Genomic DNA, 26,678 nt, shown 5'->3' on the forward strand with positions numbered 1-26,678 from the left:
CCCTTTATTTAAGTAAACGTAATGAATTACCGATTACAATTAGTGAACTTGCCGACATACCGATAACAGCAACCCATGGCGGTACCATGCCCATTGCTGCAAGTGGCAGTATAGAACCATTGTAACATAGCGAAATAGCAAGGTTTTGCTTTATCACTCGGCGAGTCAATTTAGCGGTATTAAATAATCGACTGATGCCATTAAGTTCGCTGTTTAGCAAAACGACATCGGCGGTATTTTTCGAGATATCTGCACCCGATGCCATCGCAATTGATAAATGCGCGCTATTAAATACCGGGCTGTCATTCACGCCATCACCGACCATCGCAACAATCTTGCCTTGATGCGAAAGTTGCTCAACCTCTTTTTGTTTATCGCTGGGGCTACAACCTGTTTTTACATGATTAATACCTAAGCTTGATACTAGCTGTTTACCTGCAAGCGAAGGGTCACCCGTTAAAACTTGAAGCTGCAAGTTATTAGCTTTGAGTGTACTTAATGTATCTGCCGCATGGTCGCGAATTTTATCCTGCAATTTAAAGCCCGCGATCACGCGCTCGTTTAGGTATAAAAACACGTCATGCGTTGTATCTGCTATTTGGCAATGCCAGTTTGCTTTACCGATAGCAACCGTTTGCTGTTGAAATACTGCAGAGATACCTTTTCCTGTTTCAATTTCAACGTAGCTAATTGCAACAGGTGACACATCTAATTCGGTAAAAGCTTTACTAATAGGGTGCTCTGAATAGCTTTCCAAGGTTTTTGCCAGCGCGTACACCTGTTCTAATGACACGCTGTCATCAAACAGTTTGGTATCAAGCAAGGTGAATTTACCTTCAGTTAACGTACCTGTTTTATCAAACGCAATATTTGTAACCTTAGTTAAGGTTTCGAGTACGTGGGAGCGCTTAATAAGTACCCCTTGCTGGGTGAGTTTGGCAACAGCACAGGTAAGCGCTGTGGGAATAGCTAAACTCAGTGCACATGGGCAGGTAGCTACAAGTACTGCGATAGTCACCCAAAACGCATGTTCTGGTTCGATGTGGTACCAAGAAAAAGCGGTAATCGATGCAAATACAAGTAAACATGCGACAAACCATTGTGCTACTTTGTCGGTAATTTCTGCGATTTTAGGGCGAGAAGTGAGCGCTTGATGTTGCAGGCGAACTATCTGATTAATAAGCGTGTCTTGACCAATTTGGTTTACTTCAATGCTAATAACGCCATCGTGATTGACCGTACCGGCATAAACTTGGTCGCCAACCGCTTTAGCAACGGCGGCGTGTTCGCCTGTCATCATTGCTTCGTCAACAGATGTTTTACCGTCAATTAGAATCCCATCCGCAGGGATTGTTTCACCTGCTTTGATCATCACTTTGTCGTTTAATTTAAGACGCTTTGCCGCAATGATCTCTTCATCATCATTTACTAAACGGGCGGTAAGCGGTAACAGTTTTTGCAAGTTGGCAGTAAATTCAGAGGCTTTTAATCGGGCGCGGAATTCTAGATATTTACCTAACAATAATAAGAAGGTAAACATGCAGATAGATTCAAAATACACTTCGCCAGTTTGAAACACGGTTGCCCAGCAGCTTGCACCATACGCGCCAAAAATAGCGAGTGATACCGGTAAGTCCATATTCAGTTGCTTGGCTTTTAAACCGCGAATAGCTGACGTAAGAAATGGTAGGGCAGAGTAGAGAATAACCGGTGTGGCAAGTACTAAGCTGATCCAACGGAAGTATTGCTCAAAGCCTTCATCCATGCCTGAGAACATACCAAAGTACATGGCAAAAGCGAACATCATGACTTGCATCGTCATCAGGCCAGCGACACCTAACCTGCGCACATAGGATTGGGCTGTTTGTCGCTTTTGCTGCTCTTCGTTATCTTGTTGAAAGGGGTAGGCACGGTAACCAATGCGTGCCAATGACTCAATAATGGTACTGAGTTTTAGTTTTGACTGATCCCATTTAACCATGGCGCGATAGGTTGACGTATTAACATCAACACGCACCACGTGACCTAGATTAAGTAACTGTTTTTCAATAAGCCAAGCACATGCCGCGCAACTAATACCTTCAACACTCAACAATATCTCTGCAATATCACCTTGCTTGGTGAGAAATTCTGACTGAATATCTTCATCATCGTAGCTTTGGAACATTTTTATCTGTTCCGGCACAAGTTCTTGAACTTTACCTGCGCTATCGGTGCGGTATTTGTAATAATCCGACATACCTTGGTCGATAATCGCCTCGGCAACTGCTTGGCAGCCCAAACAACACATCGGCTTTTCGTCATTTTCAAAGGTAATGCTTAATGAAATACCTGCTGGAATAGGCTCTAAGCAATGAAAACAGTTTTTAGACATAAGTTACTTATATTCTGGCTTAATCTTAAATGCGCTGTCGTAAGGTAGTTTAATGTTTTCTTTTAATTTCCATTCGCCACCAATCGGTTCAATAAATACCGTGTAGCGTGCATCAAGCAATTTTTCGCTAACGCCTGAATACGCACCGTTGGCGTTAGGTGCTAGCATTAAGTCAACGTCTTTATCTTTTAATGTGGTGTGATAAAACGATACTTTTAGTGCTGCCGGCTTAAGTGAGTCGCCCTTTGTGAAATTAACGGTAACAACACCGTTACTAACGGTTAGGTCTGCGTGCAAGTAAAGTGCTTTAGCACGGTCAAACTTAGAGAGTTCTAAGTTAATTGCTTTGCCTTTTTTGTAATAGTCGTCAACAACCATTGAAGGCCCTTTGTCAGACATATAAAAAAGCAGGGTAATACATGCGATAACGGCACTCGCTGGTACAAAGATGATAAACCAAGGCCAAAATTGTTTATACCAAGGGGTTGTAGACATAGTGAATAATCGTTAAATCAAATGTGGCGTTATTCTACTTGATGTGGTGTGAAAAGGGTAAAAAAAAGCTCCCAATTGGGAGCTTTTTTGATCTAGATTCGTACTCTTAACGCAATTTTAAAATTAGTTTAAATAACGCGTTAAGTTTAACTAATCAACTACTTATCTTGAGATAAGCTGTATACGTACGCTGTTAAGATATGTACTTTATCTTCGCCTAGGATATCTTTCCACGCTGGCATTACACCGGCACGGCCATTGCGAAGCGTTTCTTCAACTGCACGTTGTGAACCACCATATAACCAAATGTTATCTGTTAGGTTAGGTGCACCAAACGCGTAGTTACCTTTACCGTCCATACCGTGACACGCAGCACACATTGCAAATTTAGCTTGACCTGCAGCTGCATCTTTTTGGTTAACAGTACGACCAGAAAGGCTTAGTACATAGGCTGTTACTTCTTTAACGCCATCTTCACCAAGTGCATCAATCCACGCTGGCATTGCAGCAACACGACCGTGAAGAAGTGTTTGTTTGATAGCTTCTGGTGAACCGCCATATAACCAATCGTTATCCGTTAGGTTAGGGAAGCCTTGGCCGCCACGTGCATCAGAGCCGTGACACTGTGCACAGTTTTGCGAGAATAAACGTTGACCGATTTCTAATGCTTCTTCGTTAGTCGCAAGATCTTTAATATCTTGTTTTGCGAATTGCTGGAATACCGGACCAAAACGCTCTTCTGCAGCTTCCATTTCTTTATCTAGCTGTACGCGTTTGTCTGCGTTAGCTATTACAGCGTCTTTCGACTCTTGGATGTTCAAAACACCTTGGTTTGAACTCGTCCAGTCTAAAACACCTTTAAAGTTACCCATACCCGGATAAAGGATAAGGTATACAACGCCCCATACGAAGGTTGCGAAGAACATAATTGTCCACCACTTAGGTAGTGGGTTGTTTATCTCTTCGATACCATCGAATTCGTGGCCACATGTTTCATTTTCTTCAACGCCTACGTAGTTCTTTAAGTTCCAAACTAGTAGTCCGAAGCAGATTGCTAAGCATGCTATGGTTAACACAATAACCCAAATGCTCCAAAACGTAGTCATTTCTCAGACTCCTTTTTTTCCTTTTCGCCAACTGTATTGTTATGTACGTTTTCGTCTTCGAAAATCGCGTTTGCTGCTTCATCAAAGTTCTTTTTAGAACGTTTGCTGTAAGCCCACCATACAATGGCAATAAAAAGTACTAATAATACCAGAGTAAATATGCCTCTGAATGTGCCGTAATCCATAGTGGTTTACTTTAAGTGAGTGCCAAGCTGCTGTAGATACGCGATAAGCGCTTCCATTTCAGTTTTACCTTCAATAGATTTAACATCAGCTTGTAATTCTTCATCACTGCCGTAACCACGACCTGGATACGCTTCTTGGTTAATACCAAAGTTGTCACGGAACACTTGTAATTTCTTAAGTGTATGCGTTGTGTCAACTTTGTTTGTCGCTAACCAAGGGTAACCTGGCATGTTTGACTCTGGAACTACATCACGTGGGTTTACCAAGTGAGCATAGTGCCAATCGTCTGAGTAACGACCACCTACGCGAGCTAGATCTGGACCAGTACGCTTAGAACCCCACTGGAATGGGTGATCCCAAACGCTTTCACCCGCTACCGAGTAGTGGCCGTAACGCTCAACTTCGTCACGGAATGGACGGATCATTTGTGAGTGACAGTTGTAACAACCTTCACGCACGTAGATATCACGACCTTCCATTTCTAACGCTGTTAGCGGACGTAAGCCATCTACAGGTTTTGTCGTATCTTCTTGGAACATTAGTGGTGTAATTTCCACAAGTGCACCAAAGCTGATTGCGAAAACCGTTAGGATAGCCATTAGGCCAACGTTCTTTTCAACAATCTCGTGTTTGTTTTGTGAATTATTCTGGCTCATACATTACTCCTTAAGCAGGCTGAGCTTCAGCTTGCAATGCACCTTTTTCAGCTGCAACAGTTTTAACAACGTTGTATAACATGATTAGCATACCAACAACGATGAATACACCGCCTACAAAGCGCATGAAGTAGAATGGATACGATGCTTCAAGTGACTGAACAAAGCTATACATTAATGTACCGTCAGAGTTAACTGCACGCCACATTAGACCTTGCATTACACCTGAAATCCACATTGCAACGATGTACAGAACAACACCTACTGTGTGTAACCAGAAATGTGTGTTGATAAGTTTAGTACTGTACATGCGAGCTTGACCAAATAGGTTAGGGATTAAGTGATAAACCGCACCGATTGATACCATTGCAACCCAACCTAATGCACCTGAGTGTACGTGACCAACAGTCCAGTCAGTGTAGTGAGATAGAGCATTTACAGATTTGATTGCCATCATTGGGCCTTCGAACGTTGACATACCGTAGAACGATAGTGAAACAACTAAGAAACGAAGAATTGGATCGTGGCGAAGTTTATGCCATGCGCCAGATAGCGTCATGATACCGTTAATCATACCACCCCACGATGGTACAAATAGGATTACTGACATTACCATACCTAAAGACTGAGTCCAGTCAGGTAGAGCAGTGTAGTGTAGGTGGTGAGGACCCGCCCAAATATAAAGAGAAATTAGTGCCCAGAAGTGAACTACCGATAAACGGTAAGAGTAAACTGGACGACCAGCTTGCTTAGGAACGAAGTAGTACATCATACCTAGGAAACCAGCTGTCAGTAGGAAACCTACTGCGTTGTGACCGTACCACCATTGCACCATGGCATCTACTGCGCCCGCGTAGATTGAGTACGACTTAGTCAGGGAAACTGGGATTGCCATGCTGTTTACAATGTGTAAAACAGCAACAGTGATAATGAAACCACCATAGAACCAGTTAGCAACATAAATATGCGACACTTTACGCTTGATTAAAGTACCAAAGAATACAACTGCATAAGCAACCCAAACAACCGTAATTAGGATGTCGATTGGCCACTCTAGCTCAGCGTACTCTTTACCACTTGTGAAACCAAGAGGCAGTGTAATTGCTGCTAATACAATAACAAGTTGCCAACCCCAAAAGGTAAATGATGCAAGCTTGTCTGAGAATAAACGCGTTTGACAGGTACGTTGTACAACGTAGTAAGACGTTGCAAATAGTGCACTTGTACCAAATGCGAAAATAACTGCGTTCGTATGTAACGGACGAAGTCGAGAGTAAGTTAACCATGGAATGTCAAAGTTTAACGCAGGCCATACTAGCTGAGCTGCGATGAAAACCCCGGCACCCATGCCAACAATGCCCCAAATCACCGTCATAATGGCGAATTGGCGTACAACTTTATAGTTGTATTCTGTTTGTGATGCTACTGTTGTTTGGCTCATTTTCCGGTTTCCGCTGCAATAAATTGCAATAAGAAATGAATTTCCCAGTTCTAATTAAAGAAATGGGGCCTCTAAAATATTTACCAAATTCGTTACCTTACTAACTCGAACTTTTTTGTACGACTAAAGTCAAAGATTAAGCTGGCAAGAAAACAAACCCAGTAAAACTCTTTTTTTGCATGAGAAATAATAAAATTTTTGCTTTTAAAAAGATAGCGCATTTGCCCAAAATTATGACCTCAATCAAATATTCTCGGTGAGGGTGATTTATTTTTGTGCAAATTTAGTCTAAATTCGCGGCCATCTTACAAACGCCCGTTATTGAAGAGAAATTAATGCGCATTTTAACCATCATTTTTACAGCACTAATTTTAACAAGCTGTGGTGAGTTTAGTCGTTCACAAAAAGCATCGAGCAAAGAGCAACACATAAATTCTTCTGAGCTCAAAATTAATGAACAATCCGTCAAACCCGAAACCGAGTTTGAGATTGTTTTTACCCCGCTTAATAAAATTGAAATCATCGACGCGCATATTGAAGGGGTAAATATGTATATGGGAAAAATCCCATTATTTTTTTCGCAAAAAGATGACTCAACTTATCACGCCATGGGCATGGTTGGGGTATGTAGCAAGCGCGAAATGGTGTGGCAAATTCAGCTACGTTACCGTGATGTTTCAGGCCAGCGTGAAAAAACAGCAACTCTCAACTTTGTCGTAACAAATGCTTAACTGAGCGTCTACAGATGTAGCTTGGTTACAATTGATTACATCTGGTAACGCACGAAAACGAGTGTCAATAAAAGTACGTTGATAGTGTGTAATATAATGAAAAATAAGCGGTAAAGATGTTATTTCTGTTAATCTAATAGTAACAAACGGCGCATCCTAAGCGCCGTTTTTTATGCCTGAACAAAAGCTGAACTCGCATTCAGTTTTCATTCATTTTCACAAGCCTAGTTTGCTGCATCCGTTTTCAGATTTCTCCCTGGTTTTATATCCGAAGCCATGTTTCTAGCGTCAATTTAGGAACAACAATCTGTATCTGAAAGTGGGTAATGCAACAAGTTATTCACTTAGTTGAAGTGCTTTCAACTAAAGGGTTAGACAACTAATAAAGGTTTATTATGAATAAAACTAAATTGGGCTTAGCGATTGCCGCAGCAGTTCCACTATTCTCTGCTCATAATGCTGTAGCAGCTGAAGAAACGTCAGCAAGTGCTGTAGAACGTATCGAAGTAACAGGTTCACGTATCAAACGTACTGATATGGAAACAGCAAGCCCGGTAACAGTGATTGGTGCTGATGAAATTCGTGCCTCTGGCGCAGCGTCAATTGATGCCGTTTTACAAAAAATGACTGCTGCAAGCGGTGCAATGACTAACCCAGCAGTAAACAATGGTTCTGGTGGTAATGCGCGTGTTGATTTACGTGGTTTAGGTGCACAACGTACACTAGTACTTGTTAATGGTCGTCGTATGATCAACTCAGGTACAGGTGCTGCATCAACCGTTGATTTAAACACAATTCCAGTGTCGATGATCAAACAGGTTGAAGTACTAAAAGATGGTGCTTCGGCAGTATACGGTACTGACGCAGTAGCGGGTGTTGTAAACATTATCTTAAAAGATGATTTCGAAGGTCTTGATATGAACCTTAACGGCGCGATTAGCGGCGAGGGCGATGCAGACGAAACATCATTTGATATCACAATGGGTTCAAGCTTTGACCGCGGTAACGTGGTAATTGGCTTACAATACACAGACCGTGGTGATGCGTCTCAAGCAGACCGTGATTTCTCTGATTGCCCAATCGAAGAAGATTTCGACAATGGTAGCTTCTACTGTGGTGGTTCCCCTTACTCACCGTTCGGTCGCGTATGGGGTGACACCGCTGACCTTCAAGGTAACGCAGACGGCAGCTGGCATGACTATGTAACTGAAAACGATGCTTATAACTTCTCAGAGGCGAGCTATTTATATACGCCAATGCGTCGTTTAAACCTGACAGGTGTTGGTAACTTTGACCTAACTGACGATACACGTTTAGTAACTGAATTCACTTACTCAAAGCGTTGGTCAGATCAGCAAATGGCACCACAGCCAGTATGGTTTGATTTTAAATACGATGCTGACGCAATGGGTGATTCACTATTATCTCACGGTGTAGTTGATGGTGAGGAGATCTCTTACGGTCGTCGTATGACTGACGTTGGTCCTCGTGGTTACGAGCAAGTTGTTGATACAGTTCGCGCAGTAATTGGCTTAAACGGTGAATTCGATAACGGTTGGGGCTGGGATACGTCAGTTGTATTCGGTCGTAACGACTCAGTTGACCGCGCTACAAACTTACTAAACATGGGCTCAATTCAAGACGCTATCAGCAAGCAAGAATTCAACCCATTAGATCAAAGCGATTGGTCAAAAGAGAGCTTAAAGCCTTACAACTACACTGAAAACAACTCAGGTGGTAGCCAGTTATTAGTTCTTTCGGCTGGTTTAAACGGCGAAGTAATGGAACTACCAGCAGGTTACGTAGGTTTCGCTGCAGGCATCGAGCACCGTGAAGAAAAAGCATGGTATGTGCCAGATTCACTTACATCACAAGGTTTAGCTAATGACCCGCGAGTTGATCCTACAGGTGGCCGTTTTGACGTAAACGAAGCTTACGTTGAATTAGCAGTACCACTTCTAGCTGACGGACCGTTTGCTGAAATGGTTGATTTAAGTGCAGCAGTACGTGCATTCGATTACAGCACATTTGGTTCTGACGAAACATGGAAGCTAGGTTTAACATGGCGTGTAAATGATGAGTTTATGGCTCGTGCAGTACGTTCAACCGCTTTCCGTGCACCAACAGTTAACGAACTATATGCAGGTCAAGGTCCGTCATTCGAGCAAATCGATTTACCATATGCTCAAAAGCAAGCTGAAGTAACGGTTGGCGGTAACGAAAACCTAACACCAGAACAAGCTGACACATTAACAGCTGGTTTTGTATACGCTCCATCTTGGTTAGACGGTTTCTCAATGACGGTTGATTACTTCGATATCGAAATTGAAAATGCAATCGCACGTGAAAACGAGCAATACATTGTTGAAACATGTCTTGACGCGACAGGTCAAAACGTTAATAACGATTTAGCACTATGTCAGTTCGCATCTGTTAAATATAACGACAAAACACGTCGTGTAACGTTTAACAACCAACTTAAAAACATTGGTACTGAGCACACTAAAGGTTACGATGTAAACTTTAAGTATACATTCGATGCACTTGGTTTAGCTTGGCGTACAGGTCTAGATGTAACCATTCTAGACGAATACACAGTTGAATCGGCAGGTGCAGGCAGCGTAGATTACGCAGGCCTAATCACTTCGGGTCTAGGTAGCTACGCGGAGCTAAAAACTAACTTAAACCTTAAAGTGTCTGGCGACAACTGGGATGCACAGTACGAAGCGCGTATGATCGACGGTGTTGATGACTACTCATGCCAAAAAGCAGACGCAAAATGTTTAGTACCAAGTGTTGGTACTGTGGTTTACCACGACATCAGCGGCTCTTACATGCTTAATGACACTGTGTCATTGCAAGCTGGCGTAAACAACTTATTTGACAAGCAAGCGCCTTACTACACAGGTAACAACGATTCAAACACTGACCCGTACACGTACGATGTACTTGGTCGTCGTTTCTTCGCTGGTGTAAACGTTAAGTTCTAATTTAAGAATAATTAGCGATAAAGCCGCAGGTTAATAACCTGCGGCTTTTTTATTCTCAAAACGATCATCGCTATGCCATTCAATTGTAATATTTGGCATTAATTATCGAATAAAACGTGTTGTAAACTAGTTCTAGAATGCATTGCTTGCCTATTTAATTTACCTGTCACTAAACTGTAAACTAATTGTCATTAAACCCGCCTAAGCTCTCGGCAAATCCACAATTGAGTTGAAAGCACATGGGAATCATCAGGAATAGAACTTTAATTAGTCGTAATAAGCAGCAAGATAATCGCGTTTATGTACCGGCTGATTCAAGGGACAATCAGTATGTGATTGCAGAGCTCGCAGTAAATGACGCGCTTGTTGCACAATTATCTGACAAAACACTTAACCCATCGCCAAAAGAATTACTTTCGTTATTGCTTAACAAAGTAAGACGTATCGTCGCAAACCATGAGATAGACTTTGTTGCCTTGATTGCGTCAAACAAGTTTATCCGAGTACGTTATGGTGTTGATAATGAAATTAACACCACTAATGAGCAGCACATCGTTTACTACAACCCAGAAAAAAGTAAAGGCGTTGTGGGTGTATGTGCGGACGATGCAAACGCCATCCACTCTTTTCGCTTAGTGTGTTTCGCTACCGGCGAAAATTTACGTGAAAATGCAGCGTTATTTCATCAAAAAGTTGTGATGTTGGTAAATGAAATCAAAGCGGCGTTTAGCTTTGTTGATGCAATTAAACTGCAAGATCACCAACACATTAGTTTTGGGCTTGAAAAGCACTCATCGGCGACCCAATCTAAAGCCCATGGTTTTCGTGTTATTGAAAAACGTTATGAAAGCTCTGGTTTAACCTTGCCACAAGAGCGCAACAGTAAAGCCTTTATTGTGGTAAAAGCCAACTTTGGTGAACTGCTTAGTGAAAAAGTGCTGAATCATGAGTACGATGTCAGTCAGATGCATGGTGAAGTATCTCACCTGCTTATTCAACTTGCTCAAGAAGCGGGCATAAGTCACTTAGCCTATGTTGCATCGAATCGCTACCCAGTTGTTAAATCAAACTTAGTCTCTGGCAGTGCTAATCAAAACGGTGAGCTAGTGAGTTTAAATTTTGGCAATACAGAACATGAAGTAATCCAACTGATTGACGACGACTACATCAATAGTAACGCCTATTTAGTATTTTACATGCCTGAAAACTGTGTAGTGAAAGCTGGGTATGCTGCCTACATTAACAAGGTGATTAAATTGATTGATAAACTTGGTCAAAAATTGCATCTAGCCGAGCACGACAAAGCCATGCTACTAAGGTTTTATCAACACTTTAGTTATAAAGCTTGAATCTAAGCTTACATATTTGTCATAGTGTAGGAAAATAAATTTATCAACCGCACTATGACAATCCAGCCTAATCAAGAATTTTGTGTACCTTACGTTGAAGGTGATGGTGTAGGCCCTGAGTTAATGACCTATGCCCGTACCGTCGCTGAGCAGGTGCTTAAAAAGTGCTATGGCGAGCAGCGTAGAATTATTTGGAAAGCTGTACTTTGCGGTGAGAAAGCCGCAGCGCAGTATCAAGGTGATTGGTTTCCTGAAGAAACACTGAATGTAATCGAACAATACAAATGCGCATTAATAGGGCCTATTACCGCACCGATAGGATATGGTTTTAAATCCCTTAATGTCGCGCTACGCCACGAACTTGGACTGCGCGCATCGTATACACGATATGTATCACATAATGGTAACTCCTTTTATGTACTGCGCGATAACAGTGAAGATTTGCCGATAAAGCTTGAGTGGCAAACGGATTCATTTGATGGCAATTTACTTGCGACATTTTTAAAAGAAGAGCTCGGTGTCAATAAGGTGCCACTGGCAGAAAAAAGTGTGATGGCACTTAAATACATTTCAAAAAGTGGCGTAGATATGTTGCTATCTTCTGCAATCGAGCTCGCAAAATCGCGTAATATCAAACGCATCACCATAGTGCACCATGCCAATAGTTTACCGATTTCTGAGGGCAGTGTTGTGCGTTGGGCGCTCAGTTCAATTAAGCGTTATGGTCAGAACTCAGACGAAAATTCATTGCCAAAATATATTGATGATATTGCAATTGATGTGTGCTCTTTGCTGCAGTTTTTCACTCAAAACCGCACAGAGCAGGGCGATACCATTTATATTTCAGCTAACTATTTAGCGACCATTTTAAATGAATATTTTACGGGTAGCTTAGGGCAAATAAACAAGGTAAGCCAAACTAATTTTGGCAATGAAATTTGTATTTTTGAACCAAAACACGGACCGTTACACAGTTTAGTAGGGAGTGATGAGATAACCCCAGTGGCACTGATAAATGCGGTTGTTTCGCTGTTTTATCATTTGGGTTGTTTAGAAGCGGCTAACTACCTAACAAAGGGTTTATTTGAGGCGGAAAAAAGCTTAAAGGATAACACAGTATCCTTTAAGCAATTTCAAGAAACATTAGCCTTAACATTAGGCTGATAGTTTTAGTTGTGATTGATAAAGCGGTCGCAAGTAATCAACGCATTGCTGATATACCGACAGCAGCTCGGCATCAATGTTTTTAACATCAACGACTTGTGCATTACCTGCTGCAGCAATAAAAGCTGCAAATACTAACGTTGGCGTGGGGCAGCTGTATTTATCTTTAATTTCTAAGGTTTCACCAGCCAACAGGCGAGCCGTAATGCTTGGTGTTTTAACGCTTGCAAGTTCACAGAGTGACTCATTACTAATAGTGTGTTCACATGGCTTAGTAATCGCTTTTCTGATTTTGCCACCAAATTCTTTCAATAGTTTGATGTAATTCTCGATAAACTGCGCCTGACATTCTGCGTTATCTAAATGGTAAGTTGCTGTTAACTGGTTAAATAAGTTTTCTTCAATGTATAAGAATTGATGTTTATGAAATTGACCTGAGCTCATTGTAATGTTCCTCTTTTTTGTTGATAAATTGGCATTTGCCTTAACAAAAAGAGTAACTAACCTAAACAAAATTTAAAAATTGAATAATTCAATTATTGATATAGATGTTGTCTATATTGTTGTGCTAAACCTAAGTTTAACTCGGTAAACTCGATGCAAACTCTGTCAGTTGCTGGCGTAGCCAAGTGTGCGCAGGGTCGTAGTGCTTTATGGGGCTCCAAACCATGCTGATCTCTTGCGGCACCATTTGAAATGGTAATGGCAGGGTAACCAATGGTTCGTTTTGAAAACTCGCCAATGCCAAGCGGTTAGGAATAGTTAGCAGTAAACTTTTACTGCCGCTGATTAACGCTTGTGCTTGAAAATGGCGGGTAAAGATTTGAATATTACGCTTTTTTTCCATCTGCCAAAGGGCTTCGTCAAGTTCGCCAAGCTTACTAGGATGGCTATCTTTTGAAATGCGGTTTTCACTGATAATACCACTGCGACTCACCCAAATATGTGGCTGTGTTAAATAGCTATCAAGGTTTGGCGTTTGTGCAAACAGATTGTCCTGATGACAGATCACCCTAAAATTATCGCGCCATAATCGTTTTTGGTGAAATGACGTCGGCGCTTGTTTAAAGCGGTTAATTGCGATATCGACACTGCCTTCTTGCAATTCAGCAAGTGAACTGTCGCCAGGGGACGTAATGTTGTAGCTAATATTGGGATAACACTCAGCGGTTTTGGCTATAAACGGAAACAGTAAACAGCTTTCAATATAATCGTTGGTTAAAACTTTAAAGGTGTGTTGCGCAGTAGCCGGGTCAAATTGGCTGTCGGATTGGGTGATTGATTCACTAAGGCGAATAAATTCATTGATCTGCGGTTTAAGTGCTAATGCTTTTTCAGTTGGTTGCATGCCACCTGCGGTGCGAACCAATAAAGGATCAGAAAAATATTCGCGTAGTCGTTTTAATGCCGCACTGACAGTTGGCTGTGTTAAAGCAAGCTTGTTTGCAGCGCGTGAAACATTTCGTTCTTCTAATAAGACGTTTAAATATACCAGCAGATTTAGGTCAATATTACGAATATTCATAAGTTTCTGTACAAGCTTTGCGTTAAATCAGAGTACAACTTATACCAATTTGAATATTTATGCGATGCTTCTCGCACATAAACATATGTATTTAGAACAGTTAGATGTGAATGCACTTAGCTTAATAATAAATATGTTTGTGCGGTGATTACGGCTTAGTATTAGTTAAACTTAGTGTTTTTAAAAATAAAAAAAGCCGAGATAGCTCGGCTTTTTATATGGTATTGGCAATAAGCGATTAAAGGCCTTTCTCTGAATAAAGGGTTACCTTACCGCCGACAAAGGTTACTTTAATGTTTGTGCTATCATTGCCCCAAGTACAGTCTGAGTGCATGGTTTTTTCTTCACATTGTGATGCGCTACCAAGGATCGCTTCAACTTCCTGCTTGTCTTGACCTACTTTAATTTTTTCGTAGTTTTCTAAGGTCACTTTTGAACATGCAGTTAGCGTAAGTAGTGCAGCAGCAGTAATAAATAATTTTTTCATAAGACAAAGTCCTTAATGGTTATAACGACGAATTTGCATAATAATGCCGAGCTTTGGATGGTCGAAATAATGTATTTCGGAGCTTATCACACGACGGAATTGTGAAAATCGTTCGGTTTTTAATACAGTTTCAGTGAGTTGTTGCAAAGCTAAGCCGTTGTCACCATCTGTAAAGTTGATGTTGTCAACGGTCTGTTCCACTAACTCGTTAAGATCAAAATCGGCTTCAATATTGAGATAATTGCGACGAATAAATACTTTAAATTTGCCTTGTAGCTGCCATGTTTGTTCAGTTAAAAGCGGACTAGGCGTGTTTTCGAACGGTTCAACGTCGTTAACAATATCGCTTGGAAACGCATCTATGTCTGAACTTTGCGGCACGCCATTCAAATCAATTACCTCGCTTTGTTCAAATTGCGTATATTCATTAAGCATTTGTTCAAGTGACTGATCATTTTCTGATTTATTAATAACTGCCGATAGGTTCTTGCCACCATACAAGTACATAGGTGTCGCGTTACGAATATTACTTTCAGGTTGACGCCAACCCGTGTGCAGCAACGGCGTTAAGCCACGTCGTTTTAAGCGGCTTGCGGTTTCGTTAAGCTCTAACTGCTCTTTTGATAACAAATAAATGTAATCAGTGTGTTCGAACGTCAGTGCCTCAGGTGTAAGCGGTAACGCGTCTAATTCGGCTACATTAATATAACGTTGGCACTCAAGCTGCGCTAAGTTATCAAGTTCATCATCGTTGTTAATTTGCGATGATGTCTCAAATGCTTCATTAACGTCTTTACTAATGGCAGGCTGGTCAAGGCCGTCAATCTGTTCGCCATTTTCGGTATCGACTTCGATGCCCATGCATTCTTTATATTTCACATTTTGCAGTTCTTGATACGCTTCAGCGATAATGTCTTTACTGTTAGTGTAGTTAATCGCTGGGAAGTCTTCGGCTGAAAGATCTTCTTTTAATTCGCTATCGGTAGGTCTTTCAAAAAAGATCAATTCAATATCAAACCAACGTAAATTGGCGCTAGCCATAAAACTTGCGCTAAGCAGGCTTAACGGCAAAACATATTTTATTATCATTATTTTACAACCTTTTGGGCAAAGTCTTTTAGCATTGCAGTAACGAGCTTTAAGCGCTCTTGGTTATTCTTTTCTTCAATCATAAAACGCAATTTACTGGCGCCTTCCATCTTATAAAATTGCGGATTGGATTGCAGTAATCCAATAATAAAGCTCGGATCGACTTTAGTATCTGGGCCAAATTCAAAATAACCGCCTTTGATATTGGCATCTATCTTAGTTATACCAAGGCTAGAGGCTGTAATTTTGAGTTGTTGAATTGCAAATAGGTTTTGCAATGCTTCTGGTAGTAAACCAAATCGGTCAATTAATTCAACAGACAATTCATCCATTGCATCTTTTTCGGTGCAACTTGCAATACGTTTGTACATGCTTAATCGCGTATTTACATCATGAATGTAGTCGTTTGGAATAAGCGCAGGAATTTTTAAATCAACGTCACTTTGTTTGCGTAGCAAGTTTTCAAGGCTTGGCTCTTTGCCTTGTTTTAACGCTTCAACAGCTTGGTCGAGCATTTCCATATACAAGCTAAAGCCAATGCTCTCAATTTGACCGCTTTGCTCATCACCTAATAGTTCACCCGCACCACGAATTTCTAAATCGTGCGTCGCTAAAGTAAAACCAGCACCAAGATCTTCCAGTGATGAAATCGCTTCTAAACGTTTCTTCGCATCTTTACTGATCAGTTTTTCATTTGGTGTCAGTAAATAAGCGTAGGCTTGGTGATGACTTCGACCAACGCGACCACGTAATTGGTGCAATTGTGCAAGACCAAAACGGTCGGCTCTATCAATCAAAATGGTATTTGCGGTTGGAATATCAATACCAGTTTCAATAATCGTGGTACACACCAACACGTTAAATTTTTGGTGATAAAAATCCGACATTAATGATTCGAGTTCTTTCTCGCGCATTTGCCCGTGGGCGTACTGAACATTTGCTTCAGGTACTAATGCAGCAATGTCGCTCGCAAAGCTGTCGATGGTTTCAACATTGTTATGTAAGAAGTAAACCTGACCACCGCGTTTAATTTCACGAATGATTGCTTCTTTAATCAGTTCATCGTCGTTTTGACGAACGAAGGTTTTGACTGCTAAACGTTTAGCCGGTGGTGTGGCAATAATTGATAAATCGCGCATGCCACTCATTGCCATATTCAGCGTACGCGGAATTGGCGTTGCGGTGAGCGTTAAAATATCAACATCAGCACGTAACGACTTAATTTTTTCTTTTTGGCGTACGCCAAAACGGTGTTCTTCATCAACAATCAGTAAGCCAAGATCATCAAACTTAATGTCTTGCTGCAGTAACTTATGTGTTCCAACAACAATATCAATTTTACCTTCGGCTAAGCCTTCAAGCGTTTGTTTTTGCTCTTTTGCAGTTTTAAATCGCGACAATAAGGCGACTTCAACGGCAGAGTTGGCGAAACGGTCTTTAAAGTTTTCAAAATGCTGTTGAGCGAGCAGGGTAGTTGGCACTAAAACTGCTACTTGCTTAGAGTCGTTTACCGCGACAAACGCGGCGCGCATTGCAACTTCAGTTTTACCAAAGCCAACATCACCGCACACCAAACGATCCATTGCTTGCGCTTTTTGCATATCATTCAGCACGGCACCAATGGCATTTTGTTGGTCATCGGTTTCTTCAAATGGAAAGCTATCGGCAAATTGGCGATAAGCGCTGCTGTCGTGATTAAATGCGTAACCTGGCTTAACTTCGCGCTGGGCATAAATATCAAGTAATTCAGCGGCAACATCGCGGACTTTTTCGGCGGCACGACGTTTGGCTTTTTCCCACGCTTCGGAGCCCAGTTTATTGAGTGGTGCAGTTTCTAAGTCGCCACCTGAATAACGCGATAATAAATGCAGTGATGCCACAGGCACATAAAGCTTCGCGTCGTTTAAATAATGAATGGTAACAAACTCGGTACTGACACCTCCGGCGTCAATGGTTTCTAGCCCTTGGTAACGGCCGACACCGTGATCTAAATGTACGATGGGTTGACCAATTTGCAGTTCAGCAAGGTTACGAATAATTGAATCTTGACTGACTTCGTATTTATGTTTGCGACGGCGTCTTTGAGATATTTTTACACCAAGAAGCTCTTGCTCAGTGATAATGCATAAGTTCTGCGTAGTAAGGTGAATACTTTGCTCAAGCGGTGAAACAATTAAGCCAACATCACTGTTTGCTGCACTAAATTGATCAATAGACTCGAACTCTGAAAGCTTTAACCCAGTTGGTTTCAGCAAGGTTAATAATGATTCACGGCGGCCGTCACTTTCTACCGAAAATAAAATACGCGTGTTATTACTTTTTAACGCGCTAATGTAGTTTAAGACGTGTTCAAACGGCTGCTTAAGTTGATGGTTTACACGGATATCAGGCACAGCATCAAGGGCGATATTGCTATTGCCTGCTTTCGTGCCAAGCATTGCTTGAGAGAGCGCAACGCGCGGAGAATCATTGAGCGCAGAAAATAAGTTTTCTACATTAAGATAAAGCTTAGACGGTTCGAGCAGTGGGCGTAATGGATCAACTTTACGATTTTCGAAGCGTTTTTCAATATCTTGCCAAGTTTCACGGCAGCTGTGTTCAATATCGCCCAAGGTAAAAATAACGTTGTCGCTTGGTAAATAATCAAACAGGGTTGCAGTGGTATCAAAAAATAAGGGTAAATAATATTCAATACCTGCGGGCAAACTACCTTGGCTGACCTGTGAATAGACAGAGCCTTTTTCATGTGCCATGCCAAAGGTTTCACGATAGTTAATACGAAAACGCTCTATGTCGTCTTCGTCGGTACCAAATTCGTGCGCAGGCAATAAGTCAATTTCTTGAATGTTGTCCCGTGAGCGTTGGGTTTCCGGATCAAATTGGCGAATTGAGTCAATTTCATCATCAAATAAATCAATACGCAGCGGCGTATTACTGCCCATCGGGAATAGATCGATGATGGAACCACGAATCGCAAATTCACCATGGGCCATTACTTGTTGTACGTTGATATAGCCAACCGACTCGAGTGCGGTGCGCAACGTCATGCTATCGAGTGTGTCACCAACTTTATATTTGATTGCCTTACCGTAAATAAATTCACACGGGGCGGTGCGCAACATAAGCCCCGCAATAGGCACAATCAACACTCCGTCATGCTGATTTCTAAGCTGACTTAATAGGCTTAAACGCTGCGAAATTATATCTTGGTGCGGTGAAAAATGGTCGTAAGGCAAGGTTTCCCAGTCTGGAAACAAGTTAACTGGGATATTAGGCAACAGGTAATTTAGCTCAGCTTCAAGCTTAAGCGCCTGCTGCGTGTTTTGAGTGACAATTAATTTAAACCCAGCATGGCTTTTTACCGCATCTGAAATTGCTAAACTTAAGGCTGAACCTGCTAAATTGCCCCACGCAATTTTGTCGTTTTGGGTTTTGATCCAGGGTAAGTTAAGCCACTGACTTTGCATTAATGTCACTCCTTACTAATCTCGGTATAATTTCGTTAGATCTTGGTAATGGTCGATACGACGGTCACGTAAATACGGCCAAATACGACGTACGGATTCACTGCGTGCACGATCGATATCGGCATACAGGATTTCATCGTCATTATTTGACGCGTGCGCCAAAATTTCGCCCTGTGGACCTGTAATAAAGCTATTGCCCCAGAACTGAATTCCTTTACTTTGCTCGCTCGGATCAGCTTCATGGCCTTGGCGGTTACAGGCAATTACAGGCAGTCCATTTGATACAGCGTGAGCACGCTGGGCAATAACCCAAGCATCGAGTTGACGTTGTTGTTCAGCGCTGTCGTCGTCTAAATCCCAACCAATTGCGGTTGGGTAAATTAAAAACTCTGCTCCTGCCATTGCCATTAAACGCGCAGCTTCAGGGAACCATTGATCCCAGCATACTAACACGCCAAGTTTACCAATTGAGGTATCGATAGGTTGAAAACCTAAATCCCCCGGTGTGAAGTAAAACTTTTCATAAAAGCCAGGGTCATCAGGAATATGCATTTTTCGGTAAGTGCCCGCAATTTCTCCGTCAGCATCAAGTACAACGGCGGTATTGTGATACAAGCCCGTTGCACGTTTTTCAAATAATGAGGTAACAATAACGACATTTAACTCTTTGGCAAGCGCACCGTAAAGCGCGGTACTTGGGCCTGGAATTGATTCTGCTAAGTCAAAGTTATCGGTACTTTCTACTTGGCAAAAGTAAAGGCTGCGATGCAGTTCTTGCAATACAATTAACTTGGCGCCATTTTTTGCGGCCTCTTTTATGCCAAGTACGGTTTTGTCTTGGTTATGCTGTAAATCACCGCTATTTGAATGTTGAATTGCCGCGACTTTAATCGTTTGAGACATAATTAGCTCCGTAAAAAACCGTTAGGTAATTGCATGGTAATACAGTGTAAGCTGCCAAATTGGTGAATTAATGGCACACAGTCAATACCAACAACCTGATGTTGAGGGTAGGCTGCTGCGATTACATCAAGTGCAGCTTGATCATTAGCATCTTGGTAAGTAGGTACCAATACCTTGTTATTGATAATTAAATAATTGGCATAGGTTGCGGGAAGGCGCTCACCATCGTTATCGTATTTCGCGTTTGGCCAAGGTAAGGCGTGCAAAGTATAAGGTTTGCCACTTTGTGTAGTGAATGTCTGTAACTGCTTGGCCATTGCGTCTAACGCTTGAAAGTGCTCATCGTTTTGAGCAGGGCATGAAACGTAAACTAAGGCATCATTTGGCGCAAAACGCACTAACGTGTCGATATGGCTGTCGGTATCGTCTCCTGCAAGGTAACCGTGATCAAGCCAAAGAAAGTGATTAACGCCTAATAATCCTGATAGCTTCTCTTCTAGCTCTGCTTTGTTTAAATTGTTTTCACGATTGTCGTTTAACAAGCATTCACTGGTTGTTAGCAGTGTGCCGTTACCATCGCTTTCAATACCGCCACCTTCGAGTGCTAGCGGCACTTTTTGTGATGACGCGCTATTGGCTAATACTGTGTTGAATAGCTGCTGATTAATCGCATTATCAAGTTCTGATTGAAACTTATTACCCCAGCCATTAAAGGTAAAATCAAGGGCATGAAGAGTGTCACCACGATATGTGCTAATTGGCCCATGGTCACGCGCCCAAGTATCATTAGTTGGGCATACAACAAAATGGACCTTGTCTAATGGTAGATCGTTTCTATGAAAAAGCGCACTAATATGTTGTTTTAACGCATCGTTATGCGCAACAATCACAAGTGCTTGCTGCGACAGAATTTCTTTTGCGATAGCAAGGTAGGTGAGCTCAACTTGAGGCAAAATATCGGCCCAATCAGTATCTTTATGCGGCCAAGTTAAAAGCACGGCATCTTGCAATGCCCATTCAGCTGGAAAAACAGTGTTCATAGTAGTTAACAAGGGTAATTTTGGCCAATATTAGCAAATGGCGACACTATTTATTAGTGTTTAATTGATGTTTTTCTTTGATTGCTTCTTTTTTAACACTTTGGCTTGTGTATGCAGGCTTGCTCTAACCATAAGTTCTTGATCTTGTTCTCGAATGTGGCTGAATATAAATCGTGTCTTATATCCATCTTGGTGCGGTTCACTATCCACAACTTGGGTAAAGCAAAACACCGCTGCCGCTTCATCCGCTAAAAACAGTTTGCTACGGAAAAAACTGTTGGGGGTATAGCAAGTGTTTGTTTGCAGTACAAAGCCGCTGCCACCAAAACTTACCGTTTCTAGCTGAGCTTCATCTTCATTTTCCGTTGCTAATATATGCGACAAAATAAGGTCAATTTTACGTGACTGTAATTTAAGGTACTGCGCTAAATCATCTGCTACATCACCTAACTGTCTGAGTGGGCGAAGGGCGGTTTGCTCTAGCACGTTTACTTCATTGGCTAGTTTAAATAGCGGTGGGATTATTTTGTCTATGTCACTGTCATCGCTAGGCAATTTATCTTCGTTAACCTGTTCTAAGTTAACGCTAATTGCGTGTTCGATTTGAAAGTATTGATTAAATTGTTCGATGAGGTCGGACATATGCACTGTAAATCATTAAATAATAAATAATCTTAGCCTGAACAGGGGAGTTCAGGCAAAGAATTTATTTAACTTTCAGTTAGCTGCCGGTGAACGGGACGTTCTCGATAACTTCTAACGACTGATTCAGTGCGTCAAGTCGTGTATTTACAAAACGTTCTTTACCGATTAATTCATCAATGCCAAGCCTTTCAAGTTGATGTTTAGCATCATTATTTGGGCAATATAAAAAGACTTCACAGCGTGCCTCTATAGCATCTTTAATGGCATTTTCTAAGGCGAGGCCAACGGTCATATCGATCATCGGCACATCACTTAAATCTAGGATCATCGCTTTGTACTTATGTACAGAAGAATGCTGACGAGAAATCGCTTTAGATACACTGAAAATCATTGGACCCGACAGGTAAAAGAACAGAATATTGCCTTTTGCTTTGTCTAAAATTGCGCGCTCTTGTTTATTTAACGGTACATCATCGTCATCAGCATCACTAATCGCTTTGACTTGTTTTGCTTGTTCACGACTTAATCGTTCAATCACGATGATATTTGAGATAAATACACCTAATCCAACAGCAATAAGTAAATCAACAAAGACAGTTAATAGCATTACCGCATACATAATCGCGGTTTGCTGCATGCTGGCTTTGTGTGCGCGCTGTAAAAAACTCCAATCGAGAATCGAGATCCCAACGTACAGCGCGATACCTGCAAGCACCGCCATTGGAATTGGCTCAATTAAACTGCCCGCAACCAATACCACAAGCATCAAAATAACGGCGCGGATAATTGCCGCGGCAGGAGAGCGAGAACCTACTTGAATACTCACCACTGTGCCCATGGTAGCACCTGCGCCCGGCAGTGCGCCAAACAAACCTGAGATCATGTTAGCAATACCTTGACCTTTGAGTTCTTTATTTGAATCGTGTTCTTGACGCGTCAATGAATCCGAGATTACGGCAGTCAACAGGGTATCGATACAACCAAGTGTGCCAAGTACCATGGCTTCAATGATCATGGTAACGAATTGGTCGGCGGTAAATGTCGGGAAGACTAAATTAGGTAAACCAGTAGGAATTTCACCGATACGGCGAATCGATTCATCGCTAAATAAAATAACGGAAACAAGCGTAATTGCGATAAGTGCAACGAGTTGAGCGGGGATATACTTACGGTATTGCTTTGGGAAGTAAAATAAGATACCGAGCGTTGCAAGACCTAAAAATAATTCTGAAAAGTGAAGATTGAAAATTAAACTGGGGAGTTCAGTAAGCGTGCCGACTACGCCACCAGATGGCGTTTGATGGCCTAAAAGTGGTGCTAATTGTAAGATAATTAAAATAACACCAATGCCTGACATAAAACCGGAGATAACACTGTAAGGCATTAAGGTAACGTATTTACCCAGTTTTAATGAACCAAGCAAAAATTGAAATGCGCCGGCCATCATCACCACGGTAAAGGCCATTGCCATGCCTTGTTCTGGGTGTTTGGCCATCATTGCAGTGAGTACCGCCGTCATTATCACGGTCATCGGACCGGTGGGCTCAGAAATGAGCGAGTTAGAACCACCAAACAGTGCAGCGAATAAACCCACTAAAATAGCGCCCCAGATACCGGCTTCGGCACCCGCGCCTGACGCCACACCAAAGGCTAGGGCAAGTGGTAGTGAGATAATTGCAGTAGTGACACCACCAAATAAGTCACCACGGAGTTGAAAGTGCTTAAATCGCTCGAACAAAAGGCATACCTCTATATTGCAGACGCGGTATTCTACCTAGACTGTTTAAATAGTTACAGTAGCTTAGCTGGAATTATGGCAAAAATTTCACTGATCAGATCTGTTATTCTGAGATTGCCTAGAAAATAATACACTTCTTATTAATAAGTGTTAAACTTCCAAAAAATTACACTTATTAAACAATCAGTAATCTATGTTTCAGCCAGTTAGTTTGTTTATTGGCATGCGCTATGCGAAATTAGCCAAGGGCAACGGCTTTATCTCTTTTATTTCATTTTTCTCTATCGCCGGTATTACGATCGGTATCATTGCGCTAATTTGTGTGACCAGTGTAATGAACGGGTTTGAGAACCGACTTAAGCAATCTATGCTGCAAATTACGCCGCATTTATCTGTTGCACTACCTGACAAGCAAAACCACCCCTTGTATCAAACCTTGGCAAAACATCCAGATGTCACTTCAATATCACGTTTTAAAAGCAGTGAAGGGTTGGTTGTGTCGAATACCAAATTATTAGCGGCAAAAATTTATGGCATAGATGATAGCCAAGACACGCCTTTGACAGCCATGCTTAACAGTGAAACCGTTAAACAACTGGCAAACACTAAATATTCAGTGGCGATTACGCGGCGCTTAGCAACAGAGCTTAATGTTTCTGTCGGCGATAAAATTCGCTTAATGCTACCGAGTGTCACTACCTTTACCCCAGTTGGACGTATGCCATCGCAACGTTTATTTACCGTTGCAGTACTGCTTGATAACAGCGCGTTTCACAGTCAGGTAATTTTAACGAGTACACCAAACCTACTAAGGCTTAATCGTATAAAACCATCGAGTTTTAATGAATTTGCACTGTATTTAACCGATCCATTTAAATTAGATGACCTAATTAAAGACATGCCAGAGCTTAAAACGCTAAAAGTAGCAGATTGGAAAGATACGCAAGGCTCGCTCTTTTCTGCAGTGGCAATGGAAAAGCGCATTATGAGCTTATTACTTGGACTGATTATTTTGGTTGCGGTATTTAATATTCTCTCGGCTTTGACCATGATGGTATCTGAAAAACAGTCTGAAATTGCGATTTTACAAACCTTAGGTTTAACACCCAACGGTGTGTTACAGGTATTTATGGTACAAGGTTTATACAATGGCTTAGTTGGCAGTGTACTTGGGGTATTACTTGGTTTGGCTGTTGCGCTAAACATTAATGAAATATTAGCACTGATTGGCATTCAAATTATTGCAGGTATGCAGTTACCGATCGATGTATCTTGGTTACAAGTAGGTGTGATCTTTACGTTAAGTATTGCGATGAGCTATTTAGCTACCTTTTATCCCGCACGACGCGCTGCGAAATTAGCACCAGCACAGGTTTTACGATATGAATAATCACCTTGTAGTAAAATGTGAACACCTCGCTAAGTCTTATCAAGATGGCGATGTTAAAGTTGATATTTTAGATGATTTAAATTTAACCCTCGAAGCGGGTACAACACTTGCCATAGTTGGCAGCTCAGGTTCAGGTAAAAGTACCTTATTACATTTGCTTGGCACATTAGATAAGCCTAATACTGGTAAAATCGAAATAAAAGGTGTCGATACAACGATGCTTAATCGCAAGCAGCAAGCCGATTTTCGTAATAAACACATTGGCTTTATATATCAATTTCACCATTTATTGATGGAGTTTAGTGCGCTTGAAAATGTGATGCTGCCGTTATTGATTGGGGGAATGGCAAAATCAGACGCCAAAATTCAAGCAAGCGAAATGCTCGAAAACGTGGGATTAAGCCATCGAATTACGCATAAACCGGATCAACTCTCGGGTGGTGAACGTCAGCGTGTTGCCATTGCCCGAGCGCTTATCACCAAACCTGCATTAGTGCTGGCTGATGAACCGACAGGTAACCTTGATAAAGATAACGGTGAGAACATATACGAACTGATTAACCAGTTAAAAACCACTCACAATACTGCGTTTATTGTGGTGACCCATGATTTAGAGTTAGCGGCAAAGCTTGATAAAACCATGTTTATTAAACAGGGAAAGTTGGTTAGCCAATGAGTTTGAGTGTTTATTTAGTTAAAGGTTTTCGACGCGGCAAAGGCGATACCACGGTTAGTGGCTTTTTTAGTAAGTCATCAACAATTGGTATTTCACTTGGTGTGGCGGTGCTTATTTTGGCGCTGTCGGTGATTAACGGCTTTGAAGTTGCACTAAAAGAGCGTTTATTAAGCGTTATTCCGCATATTGAGTATTATGCGCCAGCAAAACCGCTGGATAATTTTGCCTCTCACCAAGAAAAACTACTCAGTCACCCAGAAGCGGTCGCAATTGCCCCTTATATCAAGCTAAATGCAATGGTGTCGCACAAAGGTAAAATGCATGGCGTGCTATTAAAAGGCGTTGTGCCAGAGTTAGACGAGACCGTGTCAGACAGTGCTAAGTACATTTCTCCTAAAAGCAGCGTTAATCTTGCAAAAGGTGAGGTTATTCTCGGTAAGGCTCTGGCAAATAAGTTACAGCTGGAAATTGGCGATACGGTATTTGTGTTACTGCCAGAGCCGGGCACTCAATCGCTCGCGAGTATTAAGCGAATTAATTTAAGCTTAGTTGGCACCATTAATTTAGGTGGTCAACTTGATATGAATTTTGGCCAAATTGCATTAAGCCAAGCGCAACAGCTAAAAAACGTGAGCAATACCCAGTTTGATGGGCTGCAAGTTAAGATACGTGATGTATTTAATGTGCGAAACAGCGCCCTTGCGATAGGTCAAAAATTAGATGAATTGGTGTATATCGAAACCTGGTACCGTAGTCAGGGCAATTTGTATCAAGATATACAGATGGTGCGCTTAATTGTTTACATCACGGTGTTTTTAATTGTCGCTGTTGCCAGCTTCAATATTGTCTCTACCTTGATTATGGAAGTGAAAGAAAAGAGCGCAAGTATTGCGATTTTAAAAACCATGGGTGCAACCGATGGCACAATTGTGCGCTGTTTTTTACTGCAAGGTATTCATCAAGCGGCAATAGGGTTAGGTATTGGCCTGATTTTAGGCATTATTTTATCGCTGACAGTAAGCGATATTTATTTATTAATAAGTGATTTGTTAGGCAAAAATGTGTTGTCTGGTGTTTACTTTATAGACTATCTACCAAGTCAACTTAACGTAAACGATTTACTGATCACCACGGTGATTACGTTTACAATGGCGATAATTGCGTGCATTTATCCAGCAGTTAAAGCCAGCAAAACGGACCCTGCAAAAATACTAGGACATTAGATG

22 protein-coding genes are annotated in these 26,678 nt (G+C 41.5%); 7 read left to right on the forward strand and 15 right to left on the reverse strand.

Annotated features, from left to right (window positions below):
* Window positions 1-4 precede the first annotated feature (4 nt).
* The 6 genes from L1068_RS00985 to ccoN all read right to left on the reverse strand — a co-directional run bounded on the left by L1068_RS00985 (window position 5) and on the right by ccoN (window position 6,258).
* On the reverse strand, window positions 5-2,374 hold the full coding sequence (locus tag L1068_RS00985) for a heavy metal translocating P-type ATPase (RefSeq protein WP_237128671.1): 2,370 nt from the start codon (window positions 2,372-2,374) through the stop codon (window positions 5-7).
* A gap of 3 nt (window positions 2,375-2,377) precedes the next feature.
* On the reverse strand, window positions 2,378-2,869 hold the full coding sequence (locus tag L1068_RS00990; protein WP_100913279.1) for a FixH family protein: 492 nt from the start codon (window positions 2,867-2,869) through the stop codon (window positions 2,378-2,380).
* 158 nt (window positions 2,870-3,027) lie between these two features.
* Window positions 3,028-3,975 carry a cytochrome-c oxidase, cbb3-type subunit III gene (gene ccoP, locus L1068_RS00995; RefSeq protein ID WP_237128672.1) on the reverse strand — a complete coding sequence of 316 codons (948 nt, stop codon included), beginning with the start codon at window positions 3,973-3,975 and terminating at the stop codon, window positions 3,028-3,030.
* On the reverse strand, window positions 3,972-4,160 hold the full coding sequence (locus L1068_RS01000) for a cbb3-type cytochrome c oxidase subunit 3 (protein WP_010560215.1): 189 nt from the start codon (window positions 4,158-4,160) through the stop codon (window positions 3,972-3,974). The genes ccoP and L1068_RS01000 overlap by 4 nt, the downstream gene beginning before the upstream one ends.
* A gap of 6 nt (window positions 4,161-4,166) precedes the next feature.
* Window positions 4,167-4,817 carry a cytochrome-c oxidase, cbb3-type subunit II gene (gene ccoO, locus L1068_RS01005; protein ID WP_100913281.1) on the reverse strand — a complete coding sequence of 217 codons (651 nt, stop codon included), beginning with the start codon at window positions 4,815-4,817 and terminating at the stop codon, window positions 4,167-4,169.
* 10 nt (window positions 4,818-4,827) lie between these two features.
* Window positions 4,828-6,258: a cytochrome-c oxidase, cbb3-type subunit I gene (gene ccoN, locus L1068_RS01010; RefSeq protein ID WP_054980100.1), complete on the reverse strand. Its 1,431-nt coding sequence runs from the start codon at window positions 6,256-6,258 to the stop codon at window positions 4,828-4,830.
* Window positions 6,259-6,593: 335 nt separating this feature from the next.
* Between ccoN and L1068_RS01015 the strand changes: the two genes are divergently transcribed.
* The 4 genes from L1068_RS01015 to L1068_RS01030 all read left to right on the forward strand — a co-directional run bounded on the left by L1068_RS01015 (window position 6,594) and on the right by L1068_RS01030 (window position 12,492).
* Window positions 6,594-6,989, forward strand: a complete 396-nt coding sequence (locus tag L1068_RS01015; RefSeq protein ID WP_237128673.1) for a hypothetical protein — start codon at window positions 6,594-6,596, stop codon at window positions 6,987-6,989.
* Between the two features lie 395 nt (window positions 6,990-7,384).
* Window positions 7,385-9,979: a TonB-dependent receptor gene (locus L1068_RS01020; RefSeq protein ID WP_237128674.1), complete on the forward strand. Its 2,595-nt coding sequence runs from the start codon at window positions 7,385-7,387 to the stop codon at window positions 9,977-9,979.
* A gap of 239 nt (window positions 9,980-10,218) precedes the next feature.
* A complete protein-coding gene (locus L1068_RS01025) occupies window positions 10,219-11,328 on the forward strand; it encodes a DUF3083 family protein (protein ID WP_237128675.1) in 1,110 nt (369 codons plus the stop codon).
* Between the two features lie 54 nt (window positions 11,329-11,382).
* Window positions 11,383-12,492, forward strand: a complete 1,110-nt coding sequence (locus tag L1068_RS01030) for an isocitrate/isopropylmalate family dehydrogenase (protein ID WP_237128676.1) — start codon at window positions 11,383-11,385, stop codon at window positions 12,490-12,492.
* On the opposite strand, the gene L1068_RS01035 is transcribed toward L1068_RS01030, so the two are convergent.
* The 9 genes from L1068_RS01035 to L1068_RS01075 form a co-directional block, all read right to left on the reverse strand.
* Window positions 12,484-12,936 (reverse strand): hypothetical protein, encoded by a 453-nt coding sequence (locus L1068_RS01035; protein WP_237128677.1) that lies wholly within the window; start codon window positions 12,934-12,936, stop codon window positions 12,484-12,486. The genes L1068_RS01030 and L1068_RS01035 overlap by 9 nt on opposite strands.
* 136 nt (window positions 12,937-13,072) lie before the next feature.
* On the reverse strand, window positions 13,073-14,017 hold the full coding sequence (locus L1068_RS01040) for a LysR family transcriptional regulator (RefSeq protein ID WP_237128678.1): 945 nt from the start codon (window positions 14,015-14,017) through the stop codon (window positions 13,073-13,075).
* A 238-nt stretch (window positions 14,018-14,255) separates the two neighbouring features.
* Entirely contained in the window at window positions 14,256-14,504 is a 249-nt protein-coding gene (locus tag L1068_RS01045; RefSeq protein WP_237128679.1) for an outer membrane protein assembly factor BamE, read from the reverse strand.
* Window positions 14,505-14,516: 12 nt separating this feature from the next.
* Window positions 14,517-15,593 (reverse strand): CsiV family protein, encoded by a 1,077-nt coding sequence (locus L1068_RS01050; protein ID WP_275419442.1) that lies wholly within the window; start codon window positions 15,591-15,593, stop codon window positions 14,517-14,519.
* Window positions 15,593-19,060, reverse strand: coding sequence for a transcription-repair coupling factor (gene mfd / locus L1068_RS01055; protein ID WP_237128681.1), 3,468 nt, complete (start codon window positions 19,058-19,060; stop codon window positions 15,593-15,595). Before mfd ends, L1068_RS01050 begins: the two co-directional genes overlap by 1 nt.
* 15 nt (window positions 19,061-19,075) lie before the next feature.
* On the reverse strand, window positions 19,076-19,963 hold the full coding sequence (locus L1068_RS01060; protein WP_237128682.1) for a carbon-nitrogen hydrolase: 888 nt from the start codon (window positions 19,961-19,963) through the stop codon (window positions 19,076-19,078).
* A gap of 2 nt (window positions 19,964-19,965) precedes the next feature.
* The gene (locus L1068_RS01065; RefSeq protein WP_237128683.1) at window positions 19,966-21,003 is read right to left on the reverse strand and encodes an agmatine deiminase family protein; all 1,038 of its coding nucleotides are present in this window, start codon (window positions 21,001-21,003) and stop codon (window positions 19,966-19,968) included.
* A 60-nt stretch (window positions 21,004-21,063) separates the two neighbouring features.
* The gene (locus L1068_RS01070) at window positions 21,064-21,645 is read right to left on the reverse strand and encodes a PilZ domain-containing protein (RefSeq protein WP_054979907.1); all 582 of its coding nucleotides are present in this window, start codon (window positions 21,643-21,645) and stop codon (window positions 21,064-21,066) included.
* A gap of 79 nt (window positions 21,646-21,724) precedes the next feature.
* Window positions 21,725-23,386, reverse strand: coding sequence for a SulP family inorganic anion transporter (locus tag L1068_RS01075; RefSeq protein WP_237128684.1), 1,662 nt, complete (start codon window positions 23,384-23,386; stop codon window positions 21,725-21,727).
* Between the two features lie 193 nt (window positions 23,387-23,579).
* Between L1068_RS01075 and L1068_RS01080 the strand changes: the two genes are divergently transcribed.
* From L1068_RS01080 to L1068_RS01090, 3 genes are read left to right on the forward strand one after another with little or no spacing between them, the layout of a single operon-like run.
* Entirely contained in the window at window positions 23,580-24,776 is a 1,197-nt protein-coding gene (locus L1068_RS01080; protein ID WP_237128685.1) for a lipoprotein-releasing ABC transporter permease subunit, read from the forward strand.
* Window positions 24,769-25,452 carry a lipoprotein-releasing ABC transporter ATP-binding protein LolD gene (gene lolD / locus L1068_RS01085; protein WP_237128686.1) on the forward strand — a complete coding sequence of 228 codons (684 nt, stop codon included), beginning with the start codon at window positions 24,769-24,771 and terminating at the stop codon, window positions 25,450-25,452. Before L1068_RS01080 ends, lolD begins: the two co-directional genes overlap by 8 nt.
* On the forward strand, window positions 25,449-26,675 hold the full coding sequence (locus L1068_RS01090) for an FtsX-like permease family protein (RefSeq protein ID WP_237128687.1): 1,227 nt from the start codon (window positions 25,449-25,451) through the stop codon (window positions 26,673-26,675). The genes lolD and L1068_RS01090 overlap by 4 nt, the downstream gene beginning before the upstream one ends.
* Window positions 26,676-26,678: the final 3 nt, after the last annotated feature.

This window comes from Pseudoalteromonas sp. MMG024 (genome assembly GCF_021654175.1).
In the GTDB taxonomy this organism is placed as follows: Bacteria; Pseudomonadota; Gammaproteobacteria; order Enterobacterales; family Alteromonadaceae; genus Pseudoalteromonas.